Origin of the sequence: Streptomyces sp. NBC_00310 (genome assembly GCF_036208085.1) — a bacterium.
Classification (GTDB): domain Bacteria; phylum Actinomycetota; class Actinomycetes; order Streptomycetales; family Streptomycetaceae; genus Streptomyces.
This window is the reverse complement of record NZ_CP130714.1, coordinates 8,038,931-8,065,893: the sequence shown is the minus strand read 5'-3', so window position 1 is coordinate 8,065,893 and position 26,963 is coordinate 8,038,931. Positions and strand designations below refer to the sequence as shown.

The window sequence follows — 26,963 nt, the reverse complement described above, 5'->3', positions numbered from 1 at the left end:
CCCCTGTCCTCAATTGCCTCTGGTGCCTGGGCTGTCAGAGCCGCCCCCTACTATGCCTGTTGCGTGACTGTGCTGATGGCAGGGGCAGGGCGCTCAGGCCGTGCACGGCCCTGAGTGCAGGGAATTTCGGGAGAGTTCGGGGGTTTTGGAGCAATGGCTTCCGCAACACGGGCCCGGTCGCGATCGCAATCGGGGCCGCGATCAGGTGGCACGCTTCGGTCGCGTTCGGGCGGTTCCTCTTCTCCTTCTCCGACAGCGCGGTCGGGAGCGGTACCTGACGCCGCCGCATCGTCCCGCGGGTCCGTCTCGCCCCATCTGAGGTCCCACTCGGGGCACGGGGGCTCGTTCGCGCTACAGCGGCTGGTGATGCTGGAGATGGCGGCCGCCCTCGTGGCCGTCGGATGGCTCGTCGGTACGGCCGCGCTCATTCCGGCCATCGCGGCCGCCGCCGTGCTGGTCGTCCTCGCTCTCGTACGACGCCGCGGACACTCCCTGCCCGATTGGCTGGGCTCGCTGTTGGCGCTGCGGGCCCGCATGCGCAGGGCCGCGAGCGCACCGGTGCCTTCGGGGATCGATTCCGGCCTCGCACCTGCCGTGGAGTGTGATCCCAGCCTGCGGACGTACAGCTTCCACCGCGGCGACCGTCGCGATCAGCGGCCGATCGGCATGGTGGGCGACGGAGGATTCCTCACCGCGGTGCTCCAACTGGAGTCGGATGCCGGTGCGCTGCGCGCCGAGCGCAGTCGCCGGCCGCTGCCCGTCGCGCTCGTGCAGGACGTCCTCGAAGTCGACGGAATCCGGCTGGAGTCGGCACAGATCCTGGTGCACACGCAGCCGGCGCCCGCGCTGCACCTGCCCCAGCAGTCGGTCGTCGTGAGCAATTACGCACCGCTCCAGGCCCAGACCGGCGCTCCGTCAGTGCGCATCATGTGGATAGCCCTGAAACTCGACCCCGAGTCGTGCCCGGAGGCGGTGGCCGCGCGCGGCGGCGGGCTCCGTGGGGCGCAGAAGTGTCTGGTGCGGTCTGCGGAGCACTTGTCCAGTCGACTGACCGGCGCCGGCTTCCGGGCCAATCTGCTGACGGAGGAGGAGCTGACGGCTGCCATCGCCACCTCCGCGTGCGCCAACCCGATGGTGACCGCGCAGGCCGCACAGACCGGGCGGGACGAGGCGCCACAGCGGCGGACCGAGGAGTCCAGCCGCAGCTGGCGCTGTGACAACCGTCGGCACACCACGTACTGGGTGCGCCGCTGGCCTCAACTGGGCGGCTCCGGCACCTCGCTGGCACAGTTGGTGGCACATCTGACCGCGGTTCCCGCGCTGGCGACGACCTTCAGCCTGACGCTGGCCAAAGGCGGTCGGCAGGACGTCACCCTTACAGGTCACCTTCGCATCACCGGTCGCAGCAACCAGGAGCTGACCGACGCGCGGCGGGATCTGGAGCATGCCGCGCGTCAGGCACGGACCGGGCTCGTGCGTCTGGACCGTGAACAACTCCCTGGCGTGCTCGCCACCCTGCCGCTCGGAGGTACCCGCTGATGGCCATGAGGGCATCGGCCTCGCCGTCATCCACGTCCGCGCCGGAAGGCACTCCGGAGGTCACGGGCCTCGGACAGCGGCTGCGCACCGGGTTCGGGCTGTTGGGTCCCCGGCACCCGCGGCACACGCTGCCCGTGGAGCAGGTGGGTGCGCTCTCCCTGCCCATCGGAGACGACGGTGTGGTGGTCGGCGTCAACCAACAGGGCCGGCCCGCCGTTCTCGGGGTCAACCGACCGACCCCCTTCGACATCGTCCTCATCGGCGGCCTGTGGACGGCCCAGGTCCTGGCACTGCGCACGGCCGCGACGGGGGCACGCGTGGCCGTCGAGACAGCGCGGGCACAGGCCTGGATGCCGTTGGTGCACGCCATGGGCGGCGGGCAGAACGGCCTGGCGGTGTACGACGTGGGGCGCGTACCACCACAGGGCGCGTCGGCCGGCACGCCCGTACTGGTGGTGCGTGACTGCGGCATGCGGCCGCCGCGCGGACGCGTGACCTCGGCACCCTGGCAGTCCGTACTCACGCTGCTTCCCTATCTGAGTCCGGTCGCGCCGCGGTTGATGCGTCAGGCTCGCGTCGTGGGCGTCCAGCGGGTATCGCCGGACGAGGCGACTGAGATCGGGCGCGTGATAGGCCTGCCGCACCCCGAGACCCGGTCCCTGCCCGGGCTGCAGGACGGCATCACGCTGTGGTGCGCGGAGCGGGACCGGCAGTACGTGATGACGCAGGCCACGGACGCGGAGACCGGTCTCCTGGGTGTGGCACGTCGCATGGACTGAGCCGACGGTTCAGGACAAGCCCGGCGAGTGCGGATCAAGGCGATACGGTATGCCCACTTTGCTTCACCATTGGGGCAGTTGAGTACTTCACTGAAGCCCGTTGGGAGAGACGGGCCTGCCGGGCCCGCGGTTTTGATGATTAGGCTGGGGTACAGCACGTCGCGAGTTGCCCGCAAGCGGGTGGTAAGGACTGTGCGACATCTGCCCGGGGCCCGAGGGGGGACCAGCCCGGCGAATCGGACGACAGGAACGGTCGCCCCAGCACGACATGAGGGTGCTCGACCACACCAGGAGGAACTGTGAGTAGCGATCGGGACGGGACGCGCGGGGGCTGGGCCACACCCGACGATGACCAGCCCGACGCGGAGTCCGCCGTCGAGACGACGGGCGAGTTCACCATCGACTACGCGCCGCCTGCCTGGTACACGCAGAACGCCTCGTCGGCCGGGGCCGGTGCGGAACCGGCTGCGGGTACCGACACGGGTGCGGGCACGGACGGCGTTCCTTCGGCTGTCGGTTCCGCTACGCCTCCGCCCGCGCCGCCGGCCGGTCCTCCTGTCGACATGTCCGCGGTGCCCGGTGCCGGTTCGGGTGACACGTTTCCGCCGCCGTGGCCGCCGGTTGCCGCCGCGCCCGAGGCCGGCACCGGGCACGGGGACATCGAGAGTGGCGCGACCATGCGGATTTCCGCTGCCGCGTTGAAGCGGGAGATCGCGGGTGCGGGTGTGGCCGAGGATGCCTCCGCCGGGCGTGCCGACGCGGGTGCGGGCGCGATCGGGGATGCGGCCGCAGGTGTGGGTGCCGATGGTGCTCCCCGTGGTGAAGTGGGTGCCGACGACTTCGAGTTGAACGCGCCTCAGGTGGAGGCCGTGGAGCCGGGCGGCGCCACCACCTCCGACGCCGGATCGGTGGCCAGTGGCGCCGACAGTGACGGTGATGGGATCTCTGACGCTGAGGGTGTGACGCAGGCTGAGGGTGTGACGCAAACTGATGCGGCCGCCGAGGCACAGCCTCAGGGGCAACCTCAGGGGCAACCTCAGGGGCAGGACGGCGCCGCCGTGGCCGACGCCGCCGTCGCGCAGCCCTCCGACGGCGCTTCGTCCGGCGAGGATCAGGACGTCCAGGCCATGCAGGCCGTGCAGGAAGGCAACGGTCAGGGCAGCGAGGGCGGGGTGAGCGCCGCCGGTGCGGCTACCTCGGAAGCGTCCGGTGGGGCCGGGGCCGCCGAGGTCGAGCAGCCCGACGGCACCGCGACCCCGGACGCCGTCTCCGACGGGACCGGGCCGACGGATGCCACCTCTCAGGGCTCCGTCCCGCAGGGCTCCGTCCCGCAGCACTCCGTGCCTCAGGACGCCACCTCTGACGTGGCCAAGTCTGCCGACGCCGCCTCCGTCGGCGCCGTGCCCCAGGCCGCCGCGTCGCCGACCACCCCACCTCAGTCCGGCGCTCCTCAGGACGCCCCGCCCGCCGCACCCGCTCCGGGTGCCCCCGGCGGCGTTCCGCAGACGCCTCCCGCCTGGACGCCGCCCGCGCCGCAGGGTGGGCTTCCTCCGTTGCCTCCGGCGTTCCAGCCGGCTGAGGCCACCGCGCCTGCCTCGGCGGGGCAGTGGCCCGCGTCCGCTCCGTCGGCGCCTGGCGGGCAGACGTTCCCCCAGGCGCCCGGTCAGCAGCAGCCGGTGGCCGCGCAGGGCGAGCCGTCCGTGTCGCCGCAGCAACCATTCCAGCCGCAGGCTCCTCAGGGCGCGCCCGCGCCATGGGGCAACCCGGTCGACGCCGCACCCGGCGTACCCAGTGCGCCCGGCAGTGCACCCGGCACCCCCGGTGCCACTGCGCCGCCCGCCGCCCCCGCCGGTTACGGCTTCCCGCCCTCCGGCGGCCCCGTGCCGCCGCAGGCACCCATCCCCCAGCAGGGCGGCTATGGCTTCCCCCAGCCCCCGGCACAGCCCGACCAGCCGGGCCAGCCGGGCCACCCGGGACAGCAGCCGGGCCACTCCGGTGCCCCCGTTCCCACCACACCCCCGGCCCAGCCCACCCCCGGTTACGGCTTCCCGCACCCCGGCGGCCCCGTGCCCCCGCAGACACCCATCCCCCAGCAGGGCGGCTACGGCTTCCCCCAGCCCCCGGCACAGCCAGGCGCGCCGAGCACACCAGGCGCCCCCACTCCCCACCCCAACGCCCCCCAGGCCGGCTACGGCTTCCCGCCCTCCGGCGCCGCCGGCACGCCTGGTACCCCCGCCCCCCAGGGTCCGCCCAACTCCCCTGCTCCCCAGAGCGGCTACGGCTTCCCCCAGCCCCCCGCCCACCCCGGACAACCGGAGCACCCGGGCCACCCCGGCCACCAGCAACCCCCGTTCCCCGGACACCCAGGCCAACCCGCCCAGCCCGCCCAGCCCGGACAGCCGGCCATCGCAGCGCACCCGGACCACCCGGGTCACGCCGGACAGCCCGGTCACCCCGGGGGTCACGCCCAGCCCCCCGCCCCCATCGACCCCCGCACAGGCACCGCCTGGCCGCAGCCCGTGCAGCACGACCACCGTCAGCCCACCAACCCCGGTGCCGCGCCGCTCGGTTACACCGCAGCCGTCGAGCTCTCCTCCGACCGGCTGCTGAACAGCAAGAAGCAGAAGACGAAGAGCAGTCGTCCGTCGTCGGGCGGCGGGCTGTTCAAGCTGGGCGGGAAGAAGGAGGAGGCCGAGCGGCAGCGGAAGCTGGAGCTGATCAGGACGCCCGTGCTGTCCTGCTACCGCATCGCGGTCATCAGCCTCAAGGGCGGCGTGGGCAAGACGACGACCACCACGGCCCTCGGCTCGACGCTCGCCACCGAGCGCCAGGACAAGATCCTCGCGATCGATGCCAACCCGGACGCGGGCACACTCGGCCGCCGGGTGCGCCGCGAGACCGGAGCCACCATCCGCGACCTGGTCCAGGCGATCCCGTACCTCAACTCGTACATGGACATCCGGCGGTTCACCTCGCAGGCGGCCTCCGGGCTGGAGATCATCGCCAACGACGTCGACCCCGCCGTCTCCACGACGTTCAACGACGAGGACTACCGGCGCGCGATCGACATCCTCGGCAAGCAGTACCCGATCATCCTCACCGACTCGGGCACCGGCCTGCTCTACAGCGCCATGCGCGGGGTGCTCGACCTCGCCGACCAGCTCATCATCATCTCGACGCCGTCCGTGGACGGTGCGAGCAGCGCCAGTACGACGCTGGACTGGCTGTCCGCGCACGGCTACCAGGACCTGGTGGCACGTTCCCTCACGGTCATCTCGGGGGTGCGCGAGACCGGCAAGATGATCAAGGTGGACGACATCGTCTCCCACTTCGAGACGCGCTGCCGCGGTGTCGTCGTCGTACCCTTCGACGAACACCTGTCCGCGGGCGCCGAGTTGGACCTCGACATGATGCGCCCGAAGGTGCGGGAGGCGTACTTCACGCTCGCCGCGATGGTCGCCGAGGACATCGCCCGTCACCAGCAGTCGCACGGCCTGTGGACGTCGGACGGCAACCCACCGCCGGTGGTCGCCCCGCCGATGCCGGGTCAGCAGATGCCGGGTCAGCAGATGCCCGGTCAGCCGATGCCGGGTCAACAGCCCTACCCGCCGCAGCAGGGCCAGCCGTACCCCGGGCAGCCCTATCCGGGTCAGCCGGCACCCGGCCAGGCCCCGCAGCCCTACGGCCACCCCGGTCAGCCGGCTCCGGGGCAACCCGCTCCGGGGCAGCCGTACCCGCCGCAGCAACCGCACCATCCCCAGCAGGGTCAGCCCTACCCCCCGGCACCGCCTCAGCAGTAGGCGGCGGGAGTGGGACACGTCGGAGGGCCCGTACCGTTCACGATCCACGAACGGTACGGGCCCTCCGACGCAACCAGACCTCGGGGGCTACTCCCCCTCATACGCCCCGATCAGCTCCCGGCACTTCTTCACGTCCTCGCCCATCGCCACGAGCAGCGCCTCCAGCGAGTCGAACTTCGCCTGGCCGCGCACGAAGGCGAGGAAGTCGACGGCGACATGGAGGCCGTAGAGGTCGAGTCCGACGCGGTCGATGGCGTACGCCTCGACCGTGCGCTCGGTGCCGTCGAACTGCGGGTTCGTGCCGACGGAGATCGCGGCGGGCATCGCCTCGCCGGCGACGTGCAGCCAGCCGGCGTAGACGCCGTCGGCGGGGATCGCGGTGTGCGGGAGGGTCTCGACGTTGGCCGTGGGGAAGCCCAGTTCGCGGCCGCGCTGGGCGCCGCGTACGACGACCCCCTCGACTCGGTGGGGACGGCCGAGGATCTCGCGCGCGCCCTCGACATCGCCCTCGGCGACCAGCCGTCGGGTCAGGGTCGAGGAGAACGGCTGTCCGCCGCCCGCCTCGCCGGTGACGAACAGGTCGACGACCTCGACATCGAAGTCGTACGTCTTGCCCTGCTCGGCCAGGAACGCCACATCTCCGGCGGCCTTGTGGCCGAAACGGAAGTTGGGGCCCTCGACGACGGCCTTGGCGTGCAGCTTGTCGACCAGGACCTTGACGACGAAGTCGGCCGGGGACAGCCGCGAGAACTCGCTCGTGAAGGGCAGGATCAGCACCGCGTCCACGCCCTGCTCGGCCATCAGTTCGGCGCGGCGATGGTGCGGGGCGAGCAGCGGGGGATGCGTGCCGGGGCGTACGACCTCGCTGGGGTGCGGGTCGAAGGTGACGGCGACGGAGGGAACGCCCAGCTCACGCGCGCGTTCCACGGCGTGCCGGAGGATCAGCTGGTGCCCGCGGTGCACCCCGTCGTAAGAACCGATGGTGACGACGCTGCGCCCCCAGTCCTCGGGGATGTCCTCCAAGCCACGCCAGCGCTGCACTGTGACCGCTCCTCGTCGAACCCGTGTCCGTATTGACGCCTAACCCTTGCGCAGGTCTAAGGGTGCCATGCCCGATGCCATCGGCCCGCATCGGCATCCGGGCTGTGACCCGGAGCACGGAACTCGGCGCCGCTTTTCACGCGGGCACCCGCACGCCCGACGCCCCCGCCACCCCCGGCACCCCCGCCAGGTTCTCGATCATCCGGCGGGTGCTGGGACCGACCACCGCCGCCCACTCCTGAGGCGTGCCGCTGAGCCAGCCGGCCACCAGCGCCGCGAAGCCGGGCACATGACGGGCCAGGTCGACGAGCGCCCAGTCGAAACGGGTGGCCCCCTCGGGCGTACGAACGAGCAGCATGCCGACCCGATGGACCAGCAACCGGGTGGCGGCACTGTCCCCCGTCTCCCCCGTCTCCTCCGTCTCCCCCGTCTGCCCCATCTCCTCCGTCTGCCCCATGCGCCCCGTCCCCGCCCTGTCCTGCGAATCCGCTGTTCCTCCGCGCGCGGCGGCCGCTCGCAGCAGCGCGTCCAGGACGGAAGGGTCCCGCTCGGTCGCCATCAGCAGGTCGAGCAGTTCGCGCCGCAGCGGGCCGGAGACCTGCGTGCCCGGCTCGGCGAAGACCGCCGCGAGGGCTGCGCGGACCTGGACGGGGCCGTCGACGATCAGACCGCTGACCAGCGGGAACAGCACGGCTCGGGTGCCCGGTCCGTGCTCCAGCCGGCGGTCGACGTAGGCGGCGACATGCCCGGCCACCTCGGGGCGCAGTTCGACGACCTCCCGTACGAGGGTGGTGACGCGGCGGGCGAGGACGGGTGTGGTGACCGCGGCGAGCGTCCGCAGGGCCTCCCCGTCGGAGCCCTCGGTGCCCGGAGTCCGCAGCCGGGCGCGGAAGGCGTCCAGGACCGGGTCCGGGTGGGTGGCGAGGGCGGTGACCAGGGCGCTCGCGGGCAGCTGGGCGTCGCCGGCCGCGAAGCGCTCCAGCGCCTGCGGCAGATACCGGGACCGGGTCCGCGGATCCCGTACGAGCAGGGCGAGGGCGCCGCTGTGCAGGGTGACGTCGGCGGGGCGCCCCAGCATGGCCAGCGCCGCGTAGCGAAGCAGCTCGCGATCGGCGTCCGTACGCACGTGCGGAGCGGTCCGCAGTCCGTACGCGAGCCCCGCGACCCGCCGCGCCGGGCGCTCGTCGTGCGCCCACCGGTCGACGGCCCGGCACACCGCCGAGGGCTCCTCCTCGGACAGTACGGCGAGCAGTTCGTCGCCGCGCCGGTGCGCGCTGTCGACCAAGGCCTCGGTCAGGTCGTCCAGGGCGCACCGGCGATGCGTGTGCAGCAGCGCCTGCGCGGCCGTCGCCACGGTGGCGTCGGGGGTCGCGACCAGCGGGGTGTCGTCGAGGAACCAGCGGGTGAGGAGCGGCTGCACGGCCGCGGGGGCGGCCGCGAGGAGACGGGAGACCACGTCCAGATAGCGGGGCCCCTCGCCGGGGGGCGGGTCGGCTACGACGAGGCGTCGCAGCAGGTCGAACCGTTCCGCCTCGGGCAGCGGCAGCGACGCCCAGAAGTCCGGTCCCAACTCCCCCGGTACGCCTCTGCCCTGGGCCCGCCAGGCGCCGATCCGCTCGGTGAGGAACCGCAGCACCCGGGTGTACGGCGTCGCGTCGGGCACCCGGACCAGGACCTCGGCCAGGAGACGGGTGGCCCACCATGTCGGGTCGTCGGGGACGGGGGCGCCCGGCGGCAGCAGTGCGTCCAGGGCGTCGAGCAACTCCTCCAGGCGTCCGGCGAGTTCGTTGGGGCCCTGTTGCCGGCCGAGGAGGAGCAGGGCGTGGACGACGGGGCCGATGCGGTGGCGGGGCACGGGGAGGTTACGGGTGGCCCGGCGGGCCTGCCGTCGGACGCGGGCCTCCGACGGCAGCGTGCCCCAGCCCCGCCGTGCCTCGGCCTGGGCGACCCAGCCCCGGTGCACCAGCGCGTGCAGGGCCGCGTCGAGGTCCAGGTGCGCGCCCTGGATCCAGTCGGCCAGTTCCTCGTGGGCGAAGCGGTAGCCGTCGCCGGCCGGGACGAGCAGCCCCTCGGTGAGCACGGCCGAGGCCCAGCCGGTGGTGCCGCCGAGCCGCCGCCCGGGCACCGGCCCCCACGGGAACACCGCCTCGAACGCCGCCCGGTCCAGCTCCCCCTGGCCGGGCCCCAGACACCGCCGTGCCGCCTCATGCACCTGCCCCGACACCTGCGCCGCGAGCCGCCGCACGACCGCACCCCGCACCCCGTTCACCGCGGCGAGCCGCACGGCGACACGCAGACACATCAGATCCAGGTAGGCGGCCAGCACCTCGTCCCGATCGGGTCGTCCCACGGGGGTGGACGATGCCGCCGCGCCGGCGGAGGGCGACGCCGAGCCGAAGGAGGGCGACGCCGAGCCGAAGGAGGGCGACGCCGAGCCGAAGGAGGGCGACGCCGAGCCGAAGGGGGGAGTCGTCGAGGCGGAGGAGGATCTCGTCGAACCGACAGAGGGACCCACCGAGCCCAAGAAGCAACCCGCCGACCCGGCGGAGGAACCCACCGAGCCCAAGAAGGAACCCGCCGAGCCGGAGGAGGATGACCCAGTCCCGGAAGGGACTGTGCCCGAAGGGACTGTGCCCGAAGGGACTGTGGCGGAAGGGACCGGGCGCGTAGGGGCCGTGGCGGAAGGGACCGTGCCCATGGGGACCGTGCCCATGGGGACCGTGACGGAAGGGGCCGCCGTCGCACCGTCGCCCCCTCCCGAAGCCCCCTCGGCGCCCACACGTGAGGCTCCCGGCCCGCTGGGTCCGTACGCGTCGGGTCCCCACCCGTCCGGTCCCCACCCGTCCGGTCCCGACCGGCCGCCCCCGGCCTCTCCCCCGTCGGGCGGCCCGGCGAAGGCGCCATCCTCGCCGGGCCGCCCGTCCGGGACCTCCGGGAGTGCCGCCCGTACCTCGGACAGGAGCCGCAGGGTGAGCGGATGCCGGGCGTCGGCGTCGGCGAGCGCGTCCTCGGGGATCCCGTACCGCAGCCTGGCCCGCCGGGCCTCGTTCTCCGTCAGGTCACCCAGCCGCACGCAGGCTGGCAGCGACTGCACCTCTCCACCGGGCGCCTCCCCGTGCAGCAGCTCCGCCGGGAACTGCGCCCCGGCCCGCTCCCAGTACTCGGCCCTGCAGGCCACCACGAGCCGAGCCCCGTGCTCCCGCAGCCAGTCGACCGTCCCGGCGGTCCACTCGGCCAGCCGGTGCGCGAGCGTCGGCGGCATCTCCTCGGGCCCGTCGAGAAGCAGCACCATGGGCCGCCCCTCCGCCAGCGCCAGCCGGGCAAGCCGCTCCGGCCGGATGTCCCCGAGTTCGCCCTCGTACCGGCCTGGCAGCCAGGGCCGCCCCGCTCCGGGCCACCACTCTCCCGAAGCACCAGCACAGCCCGAGGAACCCCGACTCCCGCCAGCACCACCACCGCCCGAAGCAGCCGACGCGGCAGAGGCGGCCGGCGCGGCAGGCGCGGCAGGCGCGGCAGAGGCAGCCGAAAAGTCCGAGGCAGCCCAGCCACCCGACTCGCCCCTCCCCGCCGATGCCCCCCACTCCCCTGTGGACCTCTCCGCCGCCGACGCGGCCGACGCCGAGGACGCCGAGGACCCCGAGGACGCCGCCACGATCCGCCCCGCCCGTTCCAGCGCGCGACGGGCCGCGTCCGCTACCGAGTGGTCGTCGGAGAGCAGGTCGGCGCCGCGGAGCCACAGGGTGGGTGCGGGCTCGGGGTCCCGGCCGCGTCTGGCGGCGAGGGCGGCCAGTTCCGTCGTGCGGCCGGTGCCGGGTGGGCCGACGAGGCCGAGGACGGTGGCCGGACCGTCGGCGAAGGCGGCGAACTCCCGGACCACATCGACCCGTTCGACGGGATCGGCCTCGGCACCCGCGACGGCCCCGGCACCCGCCCCCGGCCCGTCCGACCCGACGGTGGTGGCCGTGAGCTCCAGCACCCCGGCCAGGTTCAGATCGGTCCCGTACGCGGCCACCGTCGCCGCGTTGCGCGCGAGGAGCTCGGCCAGCGGCCGCTCGGCCCGCCACCCGCGCAGGGGCACGGCGAAACCGGTGGCCCGGTGCGGGGCCTCCAGCGCCGTGCCGAGGACGCCGATCACGGCCCCGGTGGTCATGTCGAGCACGGGTCCCCCGGCCGCGCCCCCGCCCAGCCGCAGCGCCTCGCTCCCGGCCGTGCCGATCGCCAACTCCAGGGCGCCGCGCAGCAGATGGAAACCGTCCGTCGCGGTGTATGTGACGTCCGCCGTGCCCAGCACCCGCGCCTCGCGCCAGCCGCCGGCCGCGATACGGACGTACGCGCCCCTCTCGACCTCGTCCCGCAGGGCGAAGGGCAGCGGGTCCACACACAGCCCCGCGGTGCGGATGAGCGCGAGATCGAGGGCGGGCAGCGGGGTCACCGCGTCGGAGGCCACCACACAGACGCGGTCGCCGGTGGCGTGCACCACGATCCGGGCCAGCCCGTCCACCGCCTCGTGGCTGGTGACGACCGTGCCGTGGTGATCGGCCACGAAGCCCGTGCCGCGCGGTCGTCCCGCCAGATCGCCGACCCGCACCAGGACTTCGTCCCGCGCCGCCCGGCGGCCGTCGTCGGTTGCCCGACGGCCCCGTACCGCCATGTCCTGACCTCCCCGTCGTACCTGTGTTCCGACGGTAGGCACGCGAAGATCAGCGGAACAGATCGCCCGGCGAACGCGCCCCCTTCCGCTCCCTCGGTTCACTCCGAGCGCCTGCACGAAGGGGTGAATAGCCCCGGGCAGATGGATACACCTCTGGGTGGGGGAACCGAGGGGGGGGACCGTGGAGCGGCGGGAACAGCGAACCCCGTGACCGTCGCTCCACGCTCCGCTGGGCTGGGCCGAATACGCCGGGTGCTTCCGCCACCGGCCGAACCCCCGGACTCTCCGAACCCTCCGCCTGAGAGCGCGGGGGGTTCGGAGAGTCCGGGGGTTCGGAGAGTTCGGGGGTTCGGAGAGTTCGGGGGTTCGGAGAGTTCGGCGAGTACAGGTCCCATGTGGCTGATCGCGCAGTTCCCCGCGCCCCTCAAAGAGCCGGGCTCGCCCTCAGCCGAAGACGGCCAGGCTCTTGGCCTTGCCCTTCTGGCTCTCCACCAGGGCCAGGAAGCGGCCGGTGGGGTCGAAGACCGCGACCGCGCCGCGGCCCGTGTACTCCTCGGGCATCTCCAGCCGCACGCCGTTCAGCAGCAGCCGGGCCCGCTTGTCGTCCACGTCCCAGCGCGGGAACGCGGCCGTGGCGGCCTCGGCGACCGGCATCACGGTCAGCTCCTCCTGGAGCTGGTCGAGGGTCCGCGCGGAGTCCAGCTTGTACGGCCCCACGCGCGTCCGGCGCAGCGCCGTGAGGTGGCCACCGACGCCCAGGCCGGAGCCCAGGTCGCGGGCGAGGGCCCGGATGTACGTCCCGGAGGAGCACACCACCGACACCACCAAGTCCAGCACCGGGGTGCCGTCCTCGGCGACGGTGTCCCGGACGTCGTGGACCGCGAAGGAGGAGACCGTGACGGGTCGGGCGGGAATCTCGAAGTCCTCACCGTCCCGGGCCCGTTTGTACGACCGCACGCCGTCGATCTTGATGGCGCTGACCTTGGACGGCACCTGCATGATCTCGCCGGTCAGCTCGGCCACACCGGCGTCGACGGACTCGCGGGTGACCTTCGACGCGTCGACCGACGCCGTGATCTCGCCCTCGGCGTCGTCGGTGACCGTCGTCTGCCCGAGCCGGATGGTCCCCAGGTACTCCTTCTCGGTGAGCGCGAGGTGACCGAGCAGCTTGGTCGCCTTCTCCACCCCCAGGACGAGCACTCCGGTGGCCATGGGGTCGAGCGTCCCCGCGTGCCCGACCCGCCGGGTCCGGGCGATGCCCCGCATCTTGGCGACGACGTCGTGCGAAGTGAAGCCCGACGGCTTGTCGACGATGACAAGGCCGTCGGGCGTGGTGTTCTTCTGGCGCTGCTGGGTCATTCGGCGGCGTCGTCCTCGTCGTCACCCGGCTTGCGGTACGGGTCGGCCTCACCGGCGTACGTCGCCCCCGAGGCGTTCTCGCGCACCTGGGCGTCCGAGGCCCGCGCCTTGTCGAGGAGGTCGTCGATGGTCTTGGCGGTGTCCGGGAGGGCGTCGGCCACGAAAGTGAGGGTCGGCGTGAACTTCACACCCGCGGCACGGCCGACCTCGGAACGCAGGACGCCCTTGGCGCTCTCCAGTCCCGCGGCGGCGGCCGCCCGCTCCTCGTCGTCCCCGTACACCGTGTAGAAGACGGTCGCCTCCCGCAGGTCCCCGGTCACCCGGGTGTCCGTGATGGTGACCTTCGAGCCGAGCCGCGGGTCCTTGATCCCACGCAGCAGCTTCTGGGCCACCACCTCTCGGATGAGGTCCGCCAGCCTCTTGGCACGCGCGTTGTCGGCCACTGGTCCGTCTCCTAGCTCGTTCCGCGTTACTGCTGTTTCTTGAATTGTCTCGGCGACCGGTCAGTCGTCGTCCCCGTGCAGCCGCCGTCTGACCGAGAGCAGCTCCACCTCGGGGCGTCCGGCGACCAGCCGCTCGCACCGGTCCAGTACGTCCGTCAGATGCCCCGTGTCACCGGACACCACCGCCAGCCCGATCACGGCCCGGCGGTGCAGATCCATATGGTCGACCTCCGCCACGCTCACCGCGAACTTGCGGTGCAGCTCGGCCACGATCGGACGGACGACGGAGCGCTTCTCCTTCAGCGACCGTACGTCGCCGAGCAGGAGATCGAAGGACAGAGTCCCCACGTACATGTGTGTATCCGGTTCACCCGCCGGTACGGGATAGATGGCCTGCCCACAGCACGGGGCAGGAACATCAGAACCGTACAACGAATGGCGGACACCCTCGACGGGATTGTTTGCCGGGGGTCCGGGGCGCGGCCCGGGAACGGCCACACCGGCCGGGGGTGAACAGGTCACCCCCGGCCGGCGTGAACCACCGCTGGTTACGACCGCGGCTTCTCGCGCATCTCGTACGTCGCGATGACGTCGTCGACCTTGATGTCGTTGAAGTTTCCGAGGTTGATACCGCCCTCGAAGCCTTCGCGGATCTCGGTGACGTCGTCCTTGAAGCGACGCAGACCGGAGATGGTGAGGTTCTCCGCGATGACCTTGCCGTCGCGGACGAGGCGCGCCTTGGTGTTGCGCTTGACCTCTCCGGAGCGGACCAGGACACCGGCGATGTTGCCCAGCTTGGACGACTTGAAGACCTCGCGGATCTCCGCCGTGCCGAGCTCGACCTCCTCGTACTCCGGCTTGAGCATGCCCTTGAGGGCCGCCTCGATCTCCTCGATGGCCTGGTAGATCACCGAGTAGTACCGGACGTCGACGCCCTCGCGCTCCGCCATCTGCGCCGCGCGGCCCGCAGCGCGGACGTTGAAGCCGATGACGATCGCGTCGGAGCCGGTCGCCAGGTCGATGTCCGACTCGGTGACCGCACCCACGCCGCGGTGCAGGACGCGGATGTCGACCTCTTCGCCGACGTCGAGCTGGAGCAGCGAGGACTCGAGAGCCTCCACCGAACCGGACGCGTCGCCCTTGATGATGAGGTTGAGTTCCTGCACCAGACCGGCCTTGAGGGCCTCGTCCAGGTTCTCCAGGGAGAACCGGACTCCGCGCCGGGCGAAGTTGGCGTTGCGCTCACGCGCCGCGCGCTTCTCGGCGATCTGACGGGCCGTACGGTCCTCGTCGACGACGAGGAAGTTGTCGCCGGCGCCCGGGACGTTGGTGAGACCGAGGACGAGGACGGGGGTCGACGGACCCGCTTCCTCGACGTTGTTGCCGTTGTCGTCGAGCATCGCCCGGACCCGGCCGTACGCGTCGCCGACCACCATCGTGTCACCGATGCGCAGCGTGCCGCGCTGGACCAGGACGGTCGAGACGGCACCGCGGCCGCGGTCGAGGTGGGACTCGATCGCGATACCCTGCGCGTCCTGCTGGGGGTTGGCCCGCAGGTCGAGCGAGGCGTCCGCGGTCAGGACCACGGCCTCCAGCAGGGAGTCGATGTTGAGACCCTGCTTGGCGGAGATGTCGACGAACATCGTGTCGCCGCCGTACTCCTCGGCCACCAGACCGAACTCGGTGAGCTGACCGCGCACCTTGGTCGGGTCGGCGCCCTCGACGTCGATCTTGTTGACCGCGACCACGATCGGCACGTCGGCCGCCTTGGCGTGGTTCAACGCCTCGATCGTCTGGGGCATCACACCGTCGTTGGCCGCCACCACGAGGATCGCGATGTCGGTCGACTTCGCACCACGGGCACGCATGGCGGTGAACGCCTCGTGGCCCGGGGTGTCGATGAAGGTGATCCTGCGCTCTTCGTCGTTGACCTGGGTCGCGACCTGGTACGCACCGATGTGCTGCGTGATACCGCCGGCCTCGCCCGCGACGACGTTCGTCTTGCGGATGGTGTCGAGGAGGCGGGTCTTACCGTGGTCGACGTGACCCATGACGGTCACGACCGGCGGACGCGCGACGAGGAACTCCTCGCCGCCCTCGTCCTCGCCGAACTCGATGTCGAAGGACTCGAGAAGCTCTCGGTCCTCCTCCTCCGGGCTGACGATCTCGAGGATGAAGTTCATCTCGTCCGCGAGGAGCTTCAGCGTCTCGTCGGAGACGGACTGCGTGGCAGTGACCATCTCGCCGAGGTTCATCATCACGCCGACGAGCGACGCCGGGTTGGCGCCGATCTTCTCGGCGAAGTCGGTGAGCGACGCACCGCGCGACAGGCGGACGGACTGTCCGTTGCCGCGAGGCAGCATCACGCCGCCGACCGACGGGGCCTGCATGGCCTCGTACTCCTGGCGCCTCTGCCGCTTCGACTTGCGACCACGACGCGCGGGACCGCCGGGGCGACCGAAGGCGCCCTGCGTGCCACCACGGGCACCCGGACCACCGGGACGACCGCCGAAGCCGGGACGACCGCCGCCGCCACCGGGACCACCGGGACGACCGGCGAAACCGCCACCGCCGCCACCCGGACCACCGGGACGACCGGCGAAACCGCCGCCACCGCCACCGGGACCGCCCGGACGACCTGCGAAGCCGCCGCCACCGGGACGACCGCCGCCGCCACCGGGACCACCGGGACGACCGCCGCCACCGGGACCACGGCCACCGGGGCCACCGCCGCCGGGACGCGGGCCGGCAGCCGGACGCTGCGGCATCATGCCGGGGTTCGGACGAGCGCCGCCGGGGCCACCGCCGGGACGGGGACCGCCACCCTGCGGACGGGGCATGCCGCCCGGGGTCGGACGGGAACCGCCCGGAGCCTGCGGACGAGGACCGCCGCCGGCACCCTGCGGACGCGGCGCCTGGCCGGGAGCCGCGGGACGCGCACCGCCCTGGGCGCCACCGGGACCACCCGGGCCGCCGTGTCCACCAGGTCGGGGCGCGCCACCGGGACGGGGGCCCTGCGGGCGACCCATGCCCGTGGAGCCACCGGAGGTGAAGGGGTTGTTACCGGGACGCGGACCCGCGGGACGGGCACCGCCCGGCTTGGGGGCACCGGCGCCACCGGGACGCTGACCACCGGGACGCGGCGCCTGGCCACGGTCCTGACGGTCCCCGCGCTCCTGACGGTCCTGTCCGGGACCACCCGGACGCTGACCACCGTGGCCCCCGGCCGGTCGCTGAGCACCCGGGCCGGGACGAGCGCCCGGACGCGGTGCGGACGGGGCGGACGCGGCGGCCGGGGCCGACGGGGGCGCCTGGAACTCGGGCACGCTCGGGGCCGGGGAGGCCGGAGCGGGCTTCGGGGCCGGCGGCTTGGGACCCGGCAGCGGGCGCGGGCCCGGGGCCGGAGTCGCGGGCTTCTCCGCGGCGGGCGGCTTCGGTGCTGCCGGACCCGGGCGCGGGGCGGCCGGACGTGCGGCCTGCGCCGGAGAGGGGGCCCCCGGACGTGCCGGGGCGGCCTTGCGCGGGGCGGGCTTGCCGCCACCGCTGCCCTGCTGGAGGGCGTCAGTCAGTTTGCGTACAACGGGCGCCTCGATCGTCGAGGACGCCGAACGGACGAATTCACCGAGTTCCTGGAGCTTGGCCATGACGACCTTGCTCTCAACCCCGAACTCCTTGGCGAGTTCGTATACCCGGACCTTAGCCACTTCGCTCCTTTTTAGGTCCGGGTGCGTCCGGACCGTCGCTACTTCATGGGCGTACTCATCGCGTGCTCATCGAGTGCTCATCGCAATCTCGACCTACTTCCAACTCGCGGGGTACCAGGGCCGTACGGAGGCTCCGCACGGCACGTCTTACGGTGTTGCCTGCTCGGCAACTGTTGTCTGCTCCACGTATCGGCGCAACGCCTTTGTGTCGAGCGCTCCCGGGGCACGCAGCGCCCGCGTGAACGCCCGACGGCGAAGCCCCAAGTCGAGACAGACCTGGGCGGGGTGAACGTACGCACCCCGGCCGGGCAGCGTACCGCGAGGATCGGGGACGCATTCGTCCTCGATCGCCACGACCCGCAGCAGCTCGGTCTTGGCCGATCGCTGCCTGCACCCCACACAGGTGCGTTCAGGGCATGCACGGGCACGCGTCCGGCCAGACACTGCTAAGTCTACCTCCCCGCACCGACCTCACCCCTGCGGGGCAAAAATCGAACGGTTGTTGTCGTGATCTAAGCGACCTGCGGCTTGGATCTATTCCCCGGCCACCGGGCAGTACCCGAACGGCCCAGCTCGGACGTCCGATCGAGTGGTTACTCCGAGGGCTGCTCGGTGTCCGGGCGGATGTCGATCCGCCAGCCGGTGAGGCGGGCGGCGAGGCGGGCGTTCTGGCCCTCCTTGCCGATCGCCAGTGACAGCTGGTAGTCGGGCACCGTCACGCGCGCGGAGCGGGCCGCGAGGTCCACCACCTCGACCTTGGAGACCCGGGCCGGGGAGAGGGCGTTCGCCACCATCTCGGCCGGGTCGTCCGACCAGTCGACGATGTCGATCTTCTCGCCGTTCAGCTCGCCCATCACGTTGCGGACCCGGCCGCCCATCGGGCCGATACAGGCGCCCTTGGCGTTCAGACCGCTGCGGGTGGAGCGGACGGCGATCTTCGTACGGTGACCCGCCTCACGCGCGATGGCGGAGATCTCGACGGACCCGTCGGCGATCTCCGGCACCTCCAGCGCGAAGAGCTTCTTCACCAGATTGGGATGCGTGCGCGAGAGAGTGACGGACGGACCGCGGACACCCTTCGCCACCCGGACGACGTACGACCGCAGCCGCATCCCGTGCTGGTACGACTCGCCGGGGACCTGTTCCTGCACGGGCAGGATGGCCTCCAGCTTGCCGATGTCGACGAGCACGTTCTTCGGGTCGCGGCCCTGCTGGACCACACCGGTGACGATGTCGCCCTCGCGCCCCGCGTACTCGCCGAGCGTGGCGTCGTCCTCCGCGTCCCGCAGTCGCTGCAGGATCACCTGTTTGGCGGTGGTGGCGGCGATGCGGCCGAAGTCCGACGGGGTGTCGTCGAACGCGCGCGCCTCCTGCCCCTCCTCCAGGTCCTCGGGGTCCTCCTTCGCCCACACGGTCACATGGCCGGTCTCCCGGTTGAGCTCCACGCGCGCGTGACGGCGGCTTCCCTCGGTGCGGTGGTAGGCGATGAGGAGGGCCGCCTCGATCGCCTCGACGAGCAGGTCGAAGGAGATCTCCTTCTCCCGTACCAAGCCCCGCAGGGCGCTCATGTCGATGTCCACGGCTACGCCTCCTCCTCTTCCGTCATGTCCTTCTTGTCCTTGCGGTTGAACTCGACCTGGACGCGGGCCTTGTCGATCTCGGCGAAGGCGAGCCGGCGGGTGGTGGCCTTGCGGCCCTTCACTCCGGGCACCTCGAGGTCGAGGCCGTCGTCGTCCACGGTCAGGATTCTGGCGATCAGTTCCCCGTCCTCGCGGAGCGTGAACTTCACCAGGCGGTCCGCGGCCCGGCGGTAGTGGCGGTGCTCGGTGAGGGCGCGCTCGGCGCCCGGCGTACCGACTTCCAGCGTGTACTCCGCCTGGCCCATCGCGTCCGTCTCGTCCAGCTTGGCCGAGAGCGCGCGGCTGACATCGGCGACCGCGTCCAGATCCGCGCCCTCGTCCGAGTCGACGACCACGCGCAGCACCCGCTTGCGTCCGACCGAGTCCACTGCGATCTCTTCGAGATCCAGGCCCTGGGAGCGTACGAGCGGTTCCAGTAGTTCTCGCAGCCTCTCGCTCTGGGTGGTGCTCATCCGGGTGACTCCTCGGCCGCGTGTGCTGTTGTGGGTAGGGCGCGTGTCAGGTCAAAGGGTAGCCGCTCCACTGGGGTGTTGCCGTCCATGAGGGTTCCTGTGGGAGGGGGTTCCCGCGCCCCTCTCGGGGCTCGGGGACTTTCACGGGTACCGTGATCACACCGCTTCTTTGTTCGTACGACCCCCCGAGGACGTCTGCCGTGTCGTTCACCGTGCCGTCGCGTACCCCGTCGGGGCCGCGCAGAAGGAGTCTGCTTGTCGGGGCCGCCGGTGCGGGCCTGCTGGCGGGGTGTTCGGCGGGGGGTGAGGGGTCGGATTCCGCCGGGGGAAGTCCTTCGGTGGTGGCGAAGGCCCGGGCCCGGGTGGTGAAGGACAGTGGAGGGCTGGTGAAGCGGTACGACGCCGTGATCGCCGCGCATCCGGATCTGGCCGCGCTGCTGACACCGCTGCGGGCGGAGGTCGTACGGCATGCCCGGGCGTTCGGGGCCGGGAAGGACGCGCGTCCGGCTGCGGCGAGCGCCTCCCCGTCCGGCTCGCCTTCCGCCTCGGCGTCCCCCTCCCCCGTGCCGGAGGACCCCAGGGCAGCCCTCGCCGAGTTGGCCGCCGCCGAGCGGAGGCTCGCCGACACGCGGGCCAAGGCGTTGCTGGAGGTACCGGGCGAGATGGCGCGGCTGATGGCTTCGGTGGCGGCGGCGGGGGCCGGGCACGCGTACATGTTGACGGAGGGCGCGAAGTGAGCGGCGGGGAGCTGAAGGCGGTACAGGCGGCGCTCGGGGCCGAGCACGCCGCCGTGTACGGGTACGGGGTCGTCGGCGGGAAGATCGGTGAGGCGCGGCAGAGCGAGGCGCGGGAGGCGTACGACGCGCACCGGGCCCGCCGGGACACGCTCACCCGGGCCGTGCTGGATCTGGGCGGCAAACCCGCCGTGGCGGCCGCCGGGTACGCCCTGCCCTTCCAGGTGACCGATTCCGACTCCGCCGCGCGGCTCGCCGCCGAGCTGGAGGAGCGGGTGGCCGGCGTGTACTCCGATCTCGTCCGGGCCTGCGAGGGTGACCGGCGCGGCACGGCTGCCGAGGCGCTGCGGGAAGCGGCGGTGCGGGCGGTGCGGTGGCGGGGCGGAAGCGTAGCCTTCCCTGGTCTCACCGAGCGGACGGCCGCTGCCGGCCCGTCGGCGACACCGCACACCTGATCACGCCCAGGAAGGGAACGACTCGCCCATGGCGCGCATGGCTTTCGAGGACTTCGAACCGCCGCAGCGGCTGGTGCGAGCGCTCGCCGAGACCCGGCGGCCGGACGGCGGTGACGGGATCGGCGAGTGGCTGGAAACGCTTCCCGATCTGCTCCAACAGGCCGTCGATCTACGCGAGTTGACCGTCGAGCGGGTGCAGGCACCCGGCGGCCGCAGCAGTCTGGTGGTCCTCGTACGGCTGATCGACGACACCCCCGCCGTGCTCAAGCTGGCGCCCCGGCGGGCCCGGCCGGAGAGCGAGCGGGCGGCGCTCGCGCACTGGGACGGGCGGGGCGCGGTGCAGTTGCTCAACCCCGGGGACAGTCAGGGCGTCCTGCTGCTGGAGCGGCTGCATCCCGATCTGTCGGTGCGGTCGCTGCCCGAGGCGAAGGCGCTGCTGGAGGCCGCCGCGACGTTGCGGCGGCTGTGGGTCGAGCCGCCCGAGGCGCATGTCTTCGAGACCGTGGCCGAGCGGACGGGGCGGCAGGCCGAGCTGATGCGGGGCGGCTCCGCCGGGGACGGCGAGGTGCGGGCGCTGGTCGACTCCGCTCTGGCCGCGCGGGAGGAGCTGCTGGCCGCCGCTCCCGAGGAGCGGTTGCTGCACGGCACGTTTCGGCAGAGCAAGGTGCTGGCCGGGGAGCGGTTGCCGTGGCTGGCCGTGGGGCCGGATCCGGTGGTGGGTGAGTGCGCGTTCGATCTGGCTCGGCTGGTGCGGGATCGGGTGGAGGATCTGATCGCGTCGCCGTCGGGGGCGGCGATCACTCGGCGGCGGGTGAAGAGGCTGGCCGAGTCGTTGGACGTGGATCAGGAGCGGTTGCGGGGGTGGACGTTGTTCCGGGCCGTGGAGTCGGGGGTTCGGGCGCGGCGGGTCGGGCGGCCGCGGGACGCCGAGTTGCTGCTGGAGTTCGCCGGGTGGCTCTAGCTTCGCCGGGTGGCTCTGGCTTCGCCGGAAGCCGGACCGTTGGAAGCCGCTGGTTGTCCGTGGCTGGTCGCGCAGTTCCCCGCGCCTCTTAGCGGGACCCCAGTTTCAAGGCCAGGACGGGGCAGTCGGCCGCTGCTCGCTTCGCTCGTTTCAGAGCCGCTCTCGGGACCGGCCCCTTCTCGAACAGCGGGTAGCCCCATTCGTCCAGGGTGACGTGGTCGGGGAGGAGTTCCGCGCAGAGGCCGTGGGCCTGGCAGGCGGTCCAGTCGACGTCGAGGGTCGGGGTTGAGGGTGCGGGCACGGTGTCGTCAGCTCCGGGGCTCGGGGACGGGCAGGACGGGGGTGCGGTCGGCGGCCGTGCAGTGGCCCTGGGCGTGGGCGTCGAGTTCGGGGGCGAAGGTGGTCAGGGCGCTGCGGACCAGGCGGACGGTGCCGTCGGGGTGGTGGCAGACTCCTCGGCCCTCGACCAGGCCCGCCCAGCGGGCGATGTCGGCGCGGGTGGTGCCCTGGGGGCCGGGGGCGGCCAGGGTCTGGAAGGCGGCGGCGATACGGGGCAGGCCGTTGAGGCAGGGGCCGCACTGGCCGGCCGACTGAAGAGCGAGGTAGCGCAGGACACGGGCGGTCTCGGCGGGACCGCAGCGGTCGGCGGGGAGGGCGACGAGGACCCCCGCACCCAGGTCCGCTGCGGCGAGGGTGAGGTGAGCGGCCTGCCGGGCCGGGATCCAGGTGCCGTGGTAGCCGCCGATCAGGACCGCGCTCGTGCCGTGGAGGGGGAGCAGGCGGTGCAGGGGGAGGCCGTAGGGGGCCTCCACGACTCGGGGGGTGTGGCCGGGGACGTGGAGCGTGCACAGGACGCTGCCGGGATCGCCGGGGGTGCCGGCCGAGCGGTACCAGTCGGCGCCGTAGCGGGCGATCAGGGCCAGGTGGGCGAGGGTCTCGACGTTCTGGACGAGGGTGGGGGCGCGGTGCACGCCCTGTTCGCGGACCGGGGGGTTCTGGTGCCGGGGCAGGGCGGCCCGGCCGTCGAGGTGCTGGATGAGGGCCGAGGACTCGCCGGACAGGAAGCGTGGGGGGACGCGGACGACTCGCACGGGGACCGGATCGCGTCGTTCGGCGACGGCTGCCTCCAGCGGAGCCGTGCCTTCCTCGACCGCGAGGTACGCCTCGGCCGCGCCGGTCGCCTCGGTGGCCAGCCGGAGGCCGTCCAGGACGAGGTGGGGTGACAGACGCAGCAGCGTCTTGTCCTTGGCACTGGCGGGTTCGCCCTCGGAGCCGTTCGCGACGACCACCGGGGCGCGGCCGGTGCGGCGGCCCGCTTCGGCGACGGAGGCGAGTTTGCGGTACGTGGGGAAGGCGGCGCCGCCACGGCCGGTGAGGCCGGACTCGGCGGTCACGCGGAGCAGGTCGGCGGGGGTGAGGGAGGTGAGGGGGCCGTAGCGCTGCTCGTGGGTGAGGTGGTCGGCCGGGGTGCCGCCGGGGGCGAGGAGACGGGGTGGCATGTGGAGGTCGCCGTGGACGGTCGGGGCGGTGGGGGCGGTCACGGTGGTCACGGGCGGGCTCCTTCGGCCGTGCGGAGCAGGTCGGCGGGGGTGCGGCGGGAGTCTCGTACGGCGTGGGCGGTGCGCGGGGCGAGGGCGGCGAGTACCGCGGCGACGCAGGCGACCGTGAGCCAGAGCATCCAGGCGGTGCCGCTGTCCGTGCCGATGCCGATGCCGTGGACCAGGGCGAACGGCCAGGACGCGTACGCCAGCCGGTGCACGGCTCGCCAGGTGCGGTGGCCGACGCGGGCACGCAGGAGGCTGGTGATCAGGACGGCGAGCATCAGGTCCAGGGAGACCGTGCCGAGGCCGAGCCAGAGGGGCTGGTAGTCGGAGAGGAACGGGAGGAACGCGTCGACGACGGTGATGTTCACGTAGTCGTCGGCGACCGCGGCCGCGATGTGCAGGACCAGGAACACGGTGGCGGAGAGGGAGAGGGTGCGGTGGAGGGAGACCGTGCCGAAGCGGGGCAGGCCGGGGATGCGGGCCCGGAGCCGTACGGCGATGCCGAGCAGCACGACGACGGTGAAGAGGACCAGACAGACGGCGCCGGTGGCTCTGTTGGCGTACCAGAGGATCTCGTCGCTCATGCGGCGGGCCCGGCTTTCGGCGTCGGGGAGGGCCAGCCCGGTGTCGTGACGACCGTGCCTTCGTGGGTGACCAGGCGGGCCGGGAGGGCCAGGCGGGAGAGCCAGCGGGGGGCGGTGTGGCCCTTGACCAGGGCGGCGGTGGTGGCGGCGTTGGCGTCGGCGCAGGTGGCGGCTGCCACCGAGACGGTGCGCCAGGGGGTGGCGGCGGGTTGCCCCGTGCGGGGGTCGACTATGTGGTGGAGGTCGTGGTCGCCGCGGCGCCAGCGACGGGCCGAGGTGCCGGAGGTGGCGAGGCCTCCGTCGCGGATGCCGACCGTGGCGTACGAGCCGTGTTCGGGCAGTCGGTCGACCGGGGCCGTCTCGTCCTGGACGCGGATGCGCCAGCCGCCGGCCGGGGGTTCGCCCGCGACGGCCGTGTCGCCGCCGAGGCTGACCAGGACGCCGCAGCCGGCCGTCCGCGCCAGCGTCCGCGCGGACTTGTCGGCCGCCCATGCCTTGGCCGTGGCGCCCAGGTCCAGGCTGACGCCGGGCGGCAGGGTCACCGTGTTCGTGGCGCGGTCCAGTGCGACCAGGCTCCAGCCCGGCACCCGCTTCACCGACAGGCGCACGGGGCGGTCGTCCTCCTGGACCAGGGTGAAGTCCCGGTCGTAGCCGAGGGCCTCCATCGCCGAGCCGACCGTGGGGTCCACGGCGCCGTCCGTGGCGCGGGCGGCGCGCAGGGCCACCGCGAGGGCCTCGGCCAGCAGCGGGCTGACCTTGACGGGTCGTCCTTCGGCCGCGTTCAGCGCCGACAGCTCCGAGTCCGCTCGGAATCGGCTGCACGCGGCGTCGACCTCGGCCAGGTGCCGGGCCAGCAGCAGGTTGCAGGAGTCGAGCAGGGCAGGGTCGGTGGTGACCAGGCGGACGCTCGTACCGAGGGCCCGCCAGTCCGTGGCGGCCGTGGGGCGGGAGGTCGTGGACACGGTCGTCACGACGCCCCCGAGGTGGAGTCCGCGGAGTCGTCCGAGGAGGACGTCATGCCGTCGGAGGACGACTGGAGGTCCTCGGAGGAGTCGGCGGAGGAGTCGGCAGATGAGTCGGAGGAGGACTCCGCGGAGGAGTCGCTCGAACTGTCCGAGGACGAGGAGGAGTCCGACGACGCGTCCGACGACGCGTCCGTGCTGCTGCCCGTACCGCTGCCGCTGTCGCTGCCCGAACTCGTGTCGTCGTTCGTGCTCGACGACGTCGAACTCGTGCCGCCCGCGCTCGCGGTGGTGTCCGCGTCCGCCTGCATCGTGCCGATCAGCGCGAACATGCCGGCGGCCGCCGCGAGCGTCACCGCCGCCGCGGTGGCCGCCGTACGCCGGGCGCCTCTGCGGATTCCCGCGACGGCACCTCGTTCTCTGGTCGTCATGACCGTTCCCCTCCGTAGTGACGTTCTGTCACGCCCTACGGTCGGGGAACGGTCTGAGAGAAACCTGTGAGGTGGCTATAGGTCCCCGGAGAACATTCTGAGGGTTTCCTTCAAGCGGCGATCAGGCGGTGGTCAGGCGGGCGATCGCCTCGTCGACCGTCAACTCCTCGCGCTCACCGGTGCGGCGGTCCTTCAGCTCCAGGACGCCCTCGGCGGAGCGGCGGCCGGCGACCAGGATCTTCGGTACGCCGATGAGCTCGGAGTCGGTGAACTTCACGCCCGGGGAGACACCGGCGCGGTCGTCGACCAGGACGCGGAGGCCGGCCGCCCGCAGCTTCTCGGAGACGTCGAGGGCCAGTTCGGTCTGGAGGGCCTTGCCCGCCGCGACGACGTGGACGTCGGCCGGGGCGACCTCGGCGGGCCAGCACAGGCCCTTGTCGTCGGCGGACTGCTCGGCGAGGGCCGCCACCGCGCGGGAGACGCCGATGCCGTACGAGCCCATGGTGACGCGGACGGGCTTGCCGTGCTGGCCGAGGACGTCGAGCTTGAGGGCGTCGGCGTACTTGCGGCCCAGCTGGAAGATGTGGCCGATCTCGATGGCGCGGTCCAGCTTGAGGCCGGTGCCGCAGTTCGGGCAAGGGTCGCCCTCCTGGACGACCACGACGTCGACGTACTCGCCGACCTCGAAGTCACGGCCCGCGACGACGTTCCTGGCGTGTGTGCCCGCCTTGTTGGCGCCCGTGATCCAGGCGGTGCCCGGCGCCACGCGCGGGTCGGCGACGTACCGCACCTTCTCGCCGAGGCCCTGCGGGCCGACATAGCCGCGGACCAGGTCGGGGCGGCCCGCGAAGTCCGCCTCGGTGACCATCTCGACGACCGCCGGGGCGAAGTGCGCCTCGACCTTGCCCAGGTCGACCTCGCGGTCGCCGGGGACACCGACGGCGACGATCTCGCCGTCGACCTTCACCAGGAGGTTCTTGAGGGTGGCGGAGGCCTCGACGCCGAGGTGCGCGGCGAGGGTCTCGATGGTCGGGGTGTCGGGCGTCGGGATCTCTTCGAGGGCGGGCACGCCGTCGGCGTCCACCGGCTTCAACTCGAAGGTGATCGCCTCGGTGTTGGCGGCGAAGTCGCAGGCCGGGCAGTCCGCGAAGGTGTCCTCGCCGGCGCCGGCCGGGGCCAGGAACTCCTCCGACTTCGAGCCGCCCATCGCGCCCGCCGTGGCGGCGCAGATGCGGTAGTCGAGGCCCAGGCGCTCGAAGACCTTCTGGTAGGCCTGGCGGTGCAGGGCGTACGACTGGGCGAGGCCCTCGTCCTCGGTGTCGAAGGAGTACGAGTCCTTCATCAGGAACTCACGGCCGCGCAGGATGCCGGCGCGGGGGCGGGCCTCGTCCCGGAACTTGGTCTGGATCTGGTAGAGGATCACCGGCAGGTCCTTGTAGGAGGACGCCTGGTCCTTCACGATCAGCGTGAAGATCTCCTCGTGGGTGGGGCCGAGAAGGTAGTCGCCGCCCTTGCGGTCCTTCAGGCGGAACAGCTCCGGGCCGTACTCGTCCCAGCGGCCGGTCGCCTCGTAGGGCTCCTTCGGCAGCAGCGCGGGGAGCAGCACCTCCTGGGCGCCGATCGCGTCCATCTCCTCGCGGACGATCCGCTCCACGTTGGCGAGGACCTTCTTGCCGAGCGGCAGCCAGGTCCACACGCCGGCCGCCGTGCGGCGGACGTAGCCGGCGCGGACGAGGAGCTTGTGGCTGAGCACCTCGGCGTCCGCCGGGTCGTCGCGCAGCGTCTTCGCCATCAACTGGGACATGCGCTGGACCGGTGCGTTCGCCATGGTTCTCGTACTCCTGCTGCGGATCGGTTGATGGCAGGAGGTTAGCCGGGTGGTAC

General features: G+C 72.7%; 21 protein-coding genes. 6 read left to right on the top strand and 15 right to left on the bottom strand.

Translation table 11 applies throughout. The features are described from left to right. The first annotated feature begins 153 nt into the window (after window positions 1-153). From eccE to OG202_RS35405, 3 genes are all read left to right on the top strand, one after another. Window positions 154-1,539, top strand: coding sequence for a type VII secretion protein EccE (eccE, locus tag OG202_RS35415; protein WP_327727583.1), 1,386 nt, complete (start codon window positions 154-156; stop codon window positions 1,537-1,539). Beyond that, window positions 1,539-2,318 carry a hypothetical protein gene (locus OG202_RS35410; RefSeq protein ID WP_327727584.1) on the top strand — a complete coding sequence of 260 codons (780 nt, stop codon included), beginning with the start codon at window positions 1,539-1,541 and terminating at the stop codon, window positions 2,316-2,318. Before eccE ends, OG202_RS35410 begins: the two co-directional genes overlap by 1 nt. A gap of 299 nt (window positions 2,319-2,617) precedes the next feature. After that, window positions 2,618-6,118, top strand: coding sequence for an SCO5717 family growth-regulating ATPase (locus OG202_RS35405; protein WP_328224140.1), 3,501 nt, complete (start codon window positions 2,618-2,620; stop codon window positions 6,116-6,118). 87 nt (window positions 6,119-6,205) lie between these two features. On the opposite strand, the gene OG202_RS35400 is transcribed toward OG202_RS35405, so the two are convergent. The 9 genes from OG202_RS35400 to rimP all read right to left on the bottom strand — a co-directional run bounded on the left by OG202_RS35400 (window position 6,206) and on the right by rimP (window position 19,408). Continuing rightward, on the bottom strand, window positions 6,206-7,159 hold the full coding sequence (locus OG202_RS35400; RefSeq protein WP_326576496.1) for a bifunctional riboflavin kinase/FAD synthetase: 954 nt from the start codon (window positions 7,157-7,159) through the stop codon (window positions 6,206-6,208). Window positions 7,160-7,295: 136 nt separating this feature from the next. After that, on the bottom strand, window positions 7,296-11,810 hold the full coding sequence (locus OG202_RS35395) for a trypsin-like peptidase domain-containing protein (RefSeq protein ID WP_328224139.1): 4,515 nt from the start codon (window positions 11,808-11,810) through the stop codon (window positions 7,296-7,298). Between the two features lie 444 nt (window positions 11,811-12,254). Continuing rightward, window positions 12,255-13,169 (bottom strand): tRNA pseudouridine(55) synthase TruB, encoded by a 915-nt coding sequence (gene truB / locus OG202_RS35390; protein ID WP_327727587.1) that lies wholly within the window; start codon window positions 13,167-13,169, stop codon window positions 12,255-12,257. Next, window positions 13,166-13,612, bottom strand: coding sequence for a 30S ribosome-binding factor RbfA (gene rbfA, locus OG202_RS35385; protein WP_326576503.1), 447 nt, complete (start codon window positions 13,610-13,612; stop codon window positions 13,166-13,168). Before rbfA ends, truB begins: the two co-directional genes overlap by 4 nt. A gap of 60 nt (window positions 13,613-13,672) precedes the next feature. Next, window positions 13,673-13,966, bottom strand: coding sequence for a DUF503 domain-containing protein (locus OG202_RS35380; protein ID WP_013000329.1), 294 nt, complete (start codon window positions 13,964-13,966; stop codon window positions 13,673-13,675). 194 nt (window positions 13,967-14,160) lie between these two features. Further along, a complete protein-coding gene (gene infB, locus OG202_RS35375) occupies window positions 14,161-17,316 on the bottom strand; it encodes a translation initiation factor IF-2 (protein WP_326576509.1) in 3,156 nt (1,051 codons plus the stop codon). A 147-nt stretch (window positions 17,317-17,463) separates the two neighbouring features. Then, window positions 17,464-17,760 (bottom strand): YlxR family protein, encoded by a 297-nt coding sequence (locus OG202_RS35370; RefSeq protein ID WP_326576511.1) that lies wholly within the window; start codon window positions 17,758-17,760, stop codon window positions 17,464-17,466. 149 nt (window positions 17,761-17,909) lie between these two features. Next, window positions 17,910-18,896, bottom strand: a complete 987-nt coding sequence (gene nusA / locus OG202_RS35365; protein ID WP_326576513.1) for a transcription termination factor NusA — start codon at window positions 18,894-18,896, stop codon at window positions 17,910-17,912. A gap of 2 nt (window positions 18,897-18,898) precedes the next feature. Further along, window positions 18,899-19,408, bottom strand: a complete 510-nt coding sequence (rimP, locus tag OG202_RS35360; protein ID WP_326576515.1) for a ribosome maturation factor RimP — start codon at window positions 19,406-19,408, stop codon at window positions 18,899-18,901. Between the two features lie 251 nt (window positions 19,409-19,659). Between rimP and OG202_RS35355 the strand changes: the two genes are divergently transcribed. The 3 genes from OG202_RS35355 to OG202_RS35345 are packed head-to-tail and all read left to right on the top strand — an operon-like array spanning window position 19,660 to window position 21,558. Then, window positions 19,660-20,145 (top strand): hypothetical protein, encoded by a 486-nt coding sequence (locus tag OG202_RS35355; RefSeq protein WP_326585596.1) that lies wholly within the window; start codon window positions 19,660-19,662, stop codon window positions 20,143-20,145. Next, window positions 20,142-20,597 carry a ferritin-like domain-containing protein gene (locus OG202_RS35350; RefSeq protein ID WP_327727588.1) on the top strand — a complete coding sequence of 152 codons (456 nt, stop codon included), beginning with the start codon at window positions 20,142-20,144 and terminating at the stop codon, window positions 20,595-20,597. Before OG202_RS35355 ends, OG202_RS35350 begins: the two co-directional genes overlap by 4 nt. A gap of 28 nt (window positions 20,598-20,625) precedes the next feature. Next, entirely contained in the window at window positions 20,626-21,558 is a 933-nt protein-coding gene (locus OG202_RS35345) for an aminoglycoside phosphotransferase family protein (protein ID WP_327727589.1), read from the top strand. A gap of 88 nt (window positions 21,559-21,646) precedes the next feature. On the opposite strand, the gene OG202_RS35340 is transcribed toward OG202_RS35345, so the two are convergent. The 6 genes from OG202_RS35340 to OG202_RS35315 form a co-directional block, all read right to left on the bottom strand. After that, entirely contained in the window at window positions 21,647-21,859 is a 213-nt protein-coding gene (locus OG202_RS35340) for a ferredoxin (RefSeq protein WP_327727590.1), read from the bottom strand. A 7-nt stretch (window positions 21,860-21,866) separates the two neighbouring features. Then, window positions 21,867-23,108 carry an NADH-ubiquinone oxidoreductase-F iron-sulfur binding region domain-containing protein gene (locus tag OG202_RS35335; protein ID WP_327727591.1) on the bottom strand — a complete coding sequence of 414 codons (1,242 nt, stop codon included), beginning with the start codon at window positions 23,106-23,108 and terminating at the stop codon, window positions 21,867-21,869. Continuing rightward, window positions 23,105-23,686, bottom strand: coding sequence for a ferric reductase-like transmembrane domain-containing protein (locus OG202_RS35330; RefSeq protein ID WP_327727592.1), 582 nt, complete (start codon window positions 23,684-23,686; stop codon window positions 23,105-23,107). The genes OG202_RS35335 and OG202_RS35330 overlap by 4 nt, the downstream gene beginning before the upstream one ends. Next, window positions 23,683-24,648 (bottom strand): FAD:protein FMN transferase, encoded by a 966-nt coding sequence (locus OG202_RS35325; RefSeq protein WP_327727593.1) that lies wholly within the window; start codon window positions 24,646-24,648, stop codon window positions 23,683-23,685. The genes OG202_RS35330 and OG202_RS35325 overlap by 4 nt, the downstream gene beginning before the upstream one ends. 5 nt (window positions 24,649-24,653) lie before the next feature. Further along, entirely contained in the window at window positions 24,654-25,079 is a 426-nt protein-coding gene (locus OG202_RS35320; RefSeq protein WP_327727594.1) for a hypothetical protein, read from the bottom strand. Between the two features lie 121 nt (window positions 25,080-25,200). Next, window positions 25,201-26,907 carry a proline--tRNA ligase gene (locus tag OG202_RS35315; protein ID WP_326576525.1) on the bottom strand — a complete coding sequence of 569 codons (1,707 nt, stop codon included), beginning with the start codon at window positions 26,905-26,907 and terminating at the stop codon, window positions 25,201-25,203. Window positions 26,908-26,963: the final 56 nt, after the last annotated feature.

What these genes read in the sequence shown, in the direction of transcription:
- eccE (WP_327727583.1), top strand. Translation starts at nt 154, where the DNA reads ATGGCTTCCGCAACACGGGCCCGGTCGCGATCGCAATCGGGGCCGCGA.
- OG202_RS35410 (WP_327727584.1), top strand. Translation starts at nt 1,539, where the DNA reads ATGGCCATGAGGGCATCGGCCTCGCCGTCATCCACGTCCGCGCCGGAA.
- truB (WP_327727587.1), bottom strand. Translation starts at nt 13,169, where the DNA reads ATGACCCAGCAGCGCCAGAAGAACACCACGCCCGACGGCCTTGTCATC.
- OG202_RS35345 (WP_327727589.1), top strand. Translation starts at nt 20,626, where the DNA reads ATGGCGCGCATGGCTTTCGAGGACTTCGAACCGCCGCAGCGGCTGGTG.
- OG202_RS35330 (WP_327727592.1), bottom strand. Translation starts at nt 23,686, where the DNA reads ATGAGCGACGAGATCCTCTGGTACGCCAACAGAGCCACCGGCGCCGTC.
- OG202_RS35320 (WP_327727594.1), bottom strand. Translation starts at nt 25,079, where the DNA reads ATGACGACCAGAGAACGAGGTGCCGTCGCGGGAATCCGCAGAGGCGCC.
- OG202_RS35380 (WP_013000329.1), bottom strand. Translation starts at nt 13,966, where the DNA reads ATGTACGTGGGGACTCTGTCCTTCGATCTCCTGCTCGGCGACGTACGG.
- OG202_RS35395 (WP_328224139.1), bottom strand. Translation starts at nt 11,810, where the DNA reads ATGGCGGTACGGGGCCGTCGGGCAACCGACGACGGCCGCCGGGCGGCG.
- rimP (WP_326576515.1), bottom strand. Translation starts at nt 19,408, where the DNA reads ATGAGCACCACCCAGAGCGAGAGGCTGCGAGAACTACTGGAACCGCTC.
- OG202_RS35315 (WP_326576525.1), bottom strand. Translation starts at nt 26,907, where the DNA reads ATGGCGAACGCACCGGTCCAGCGCATGTCCCAGTTGATGGCGAAGACG.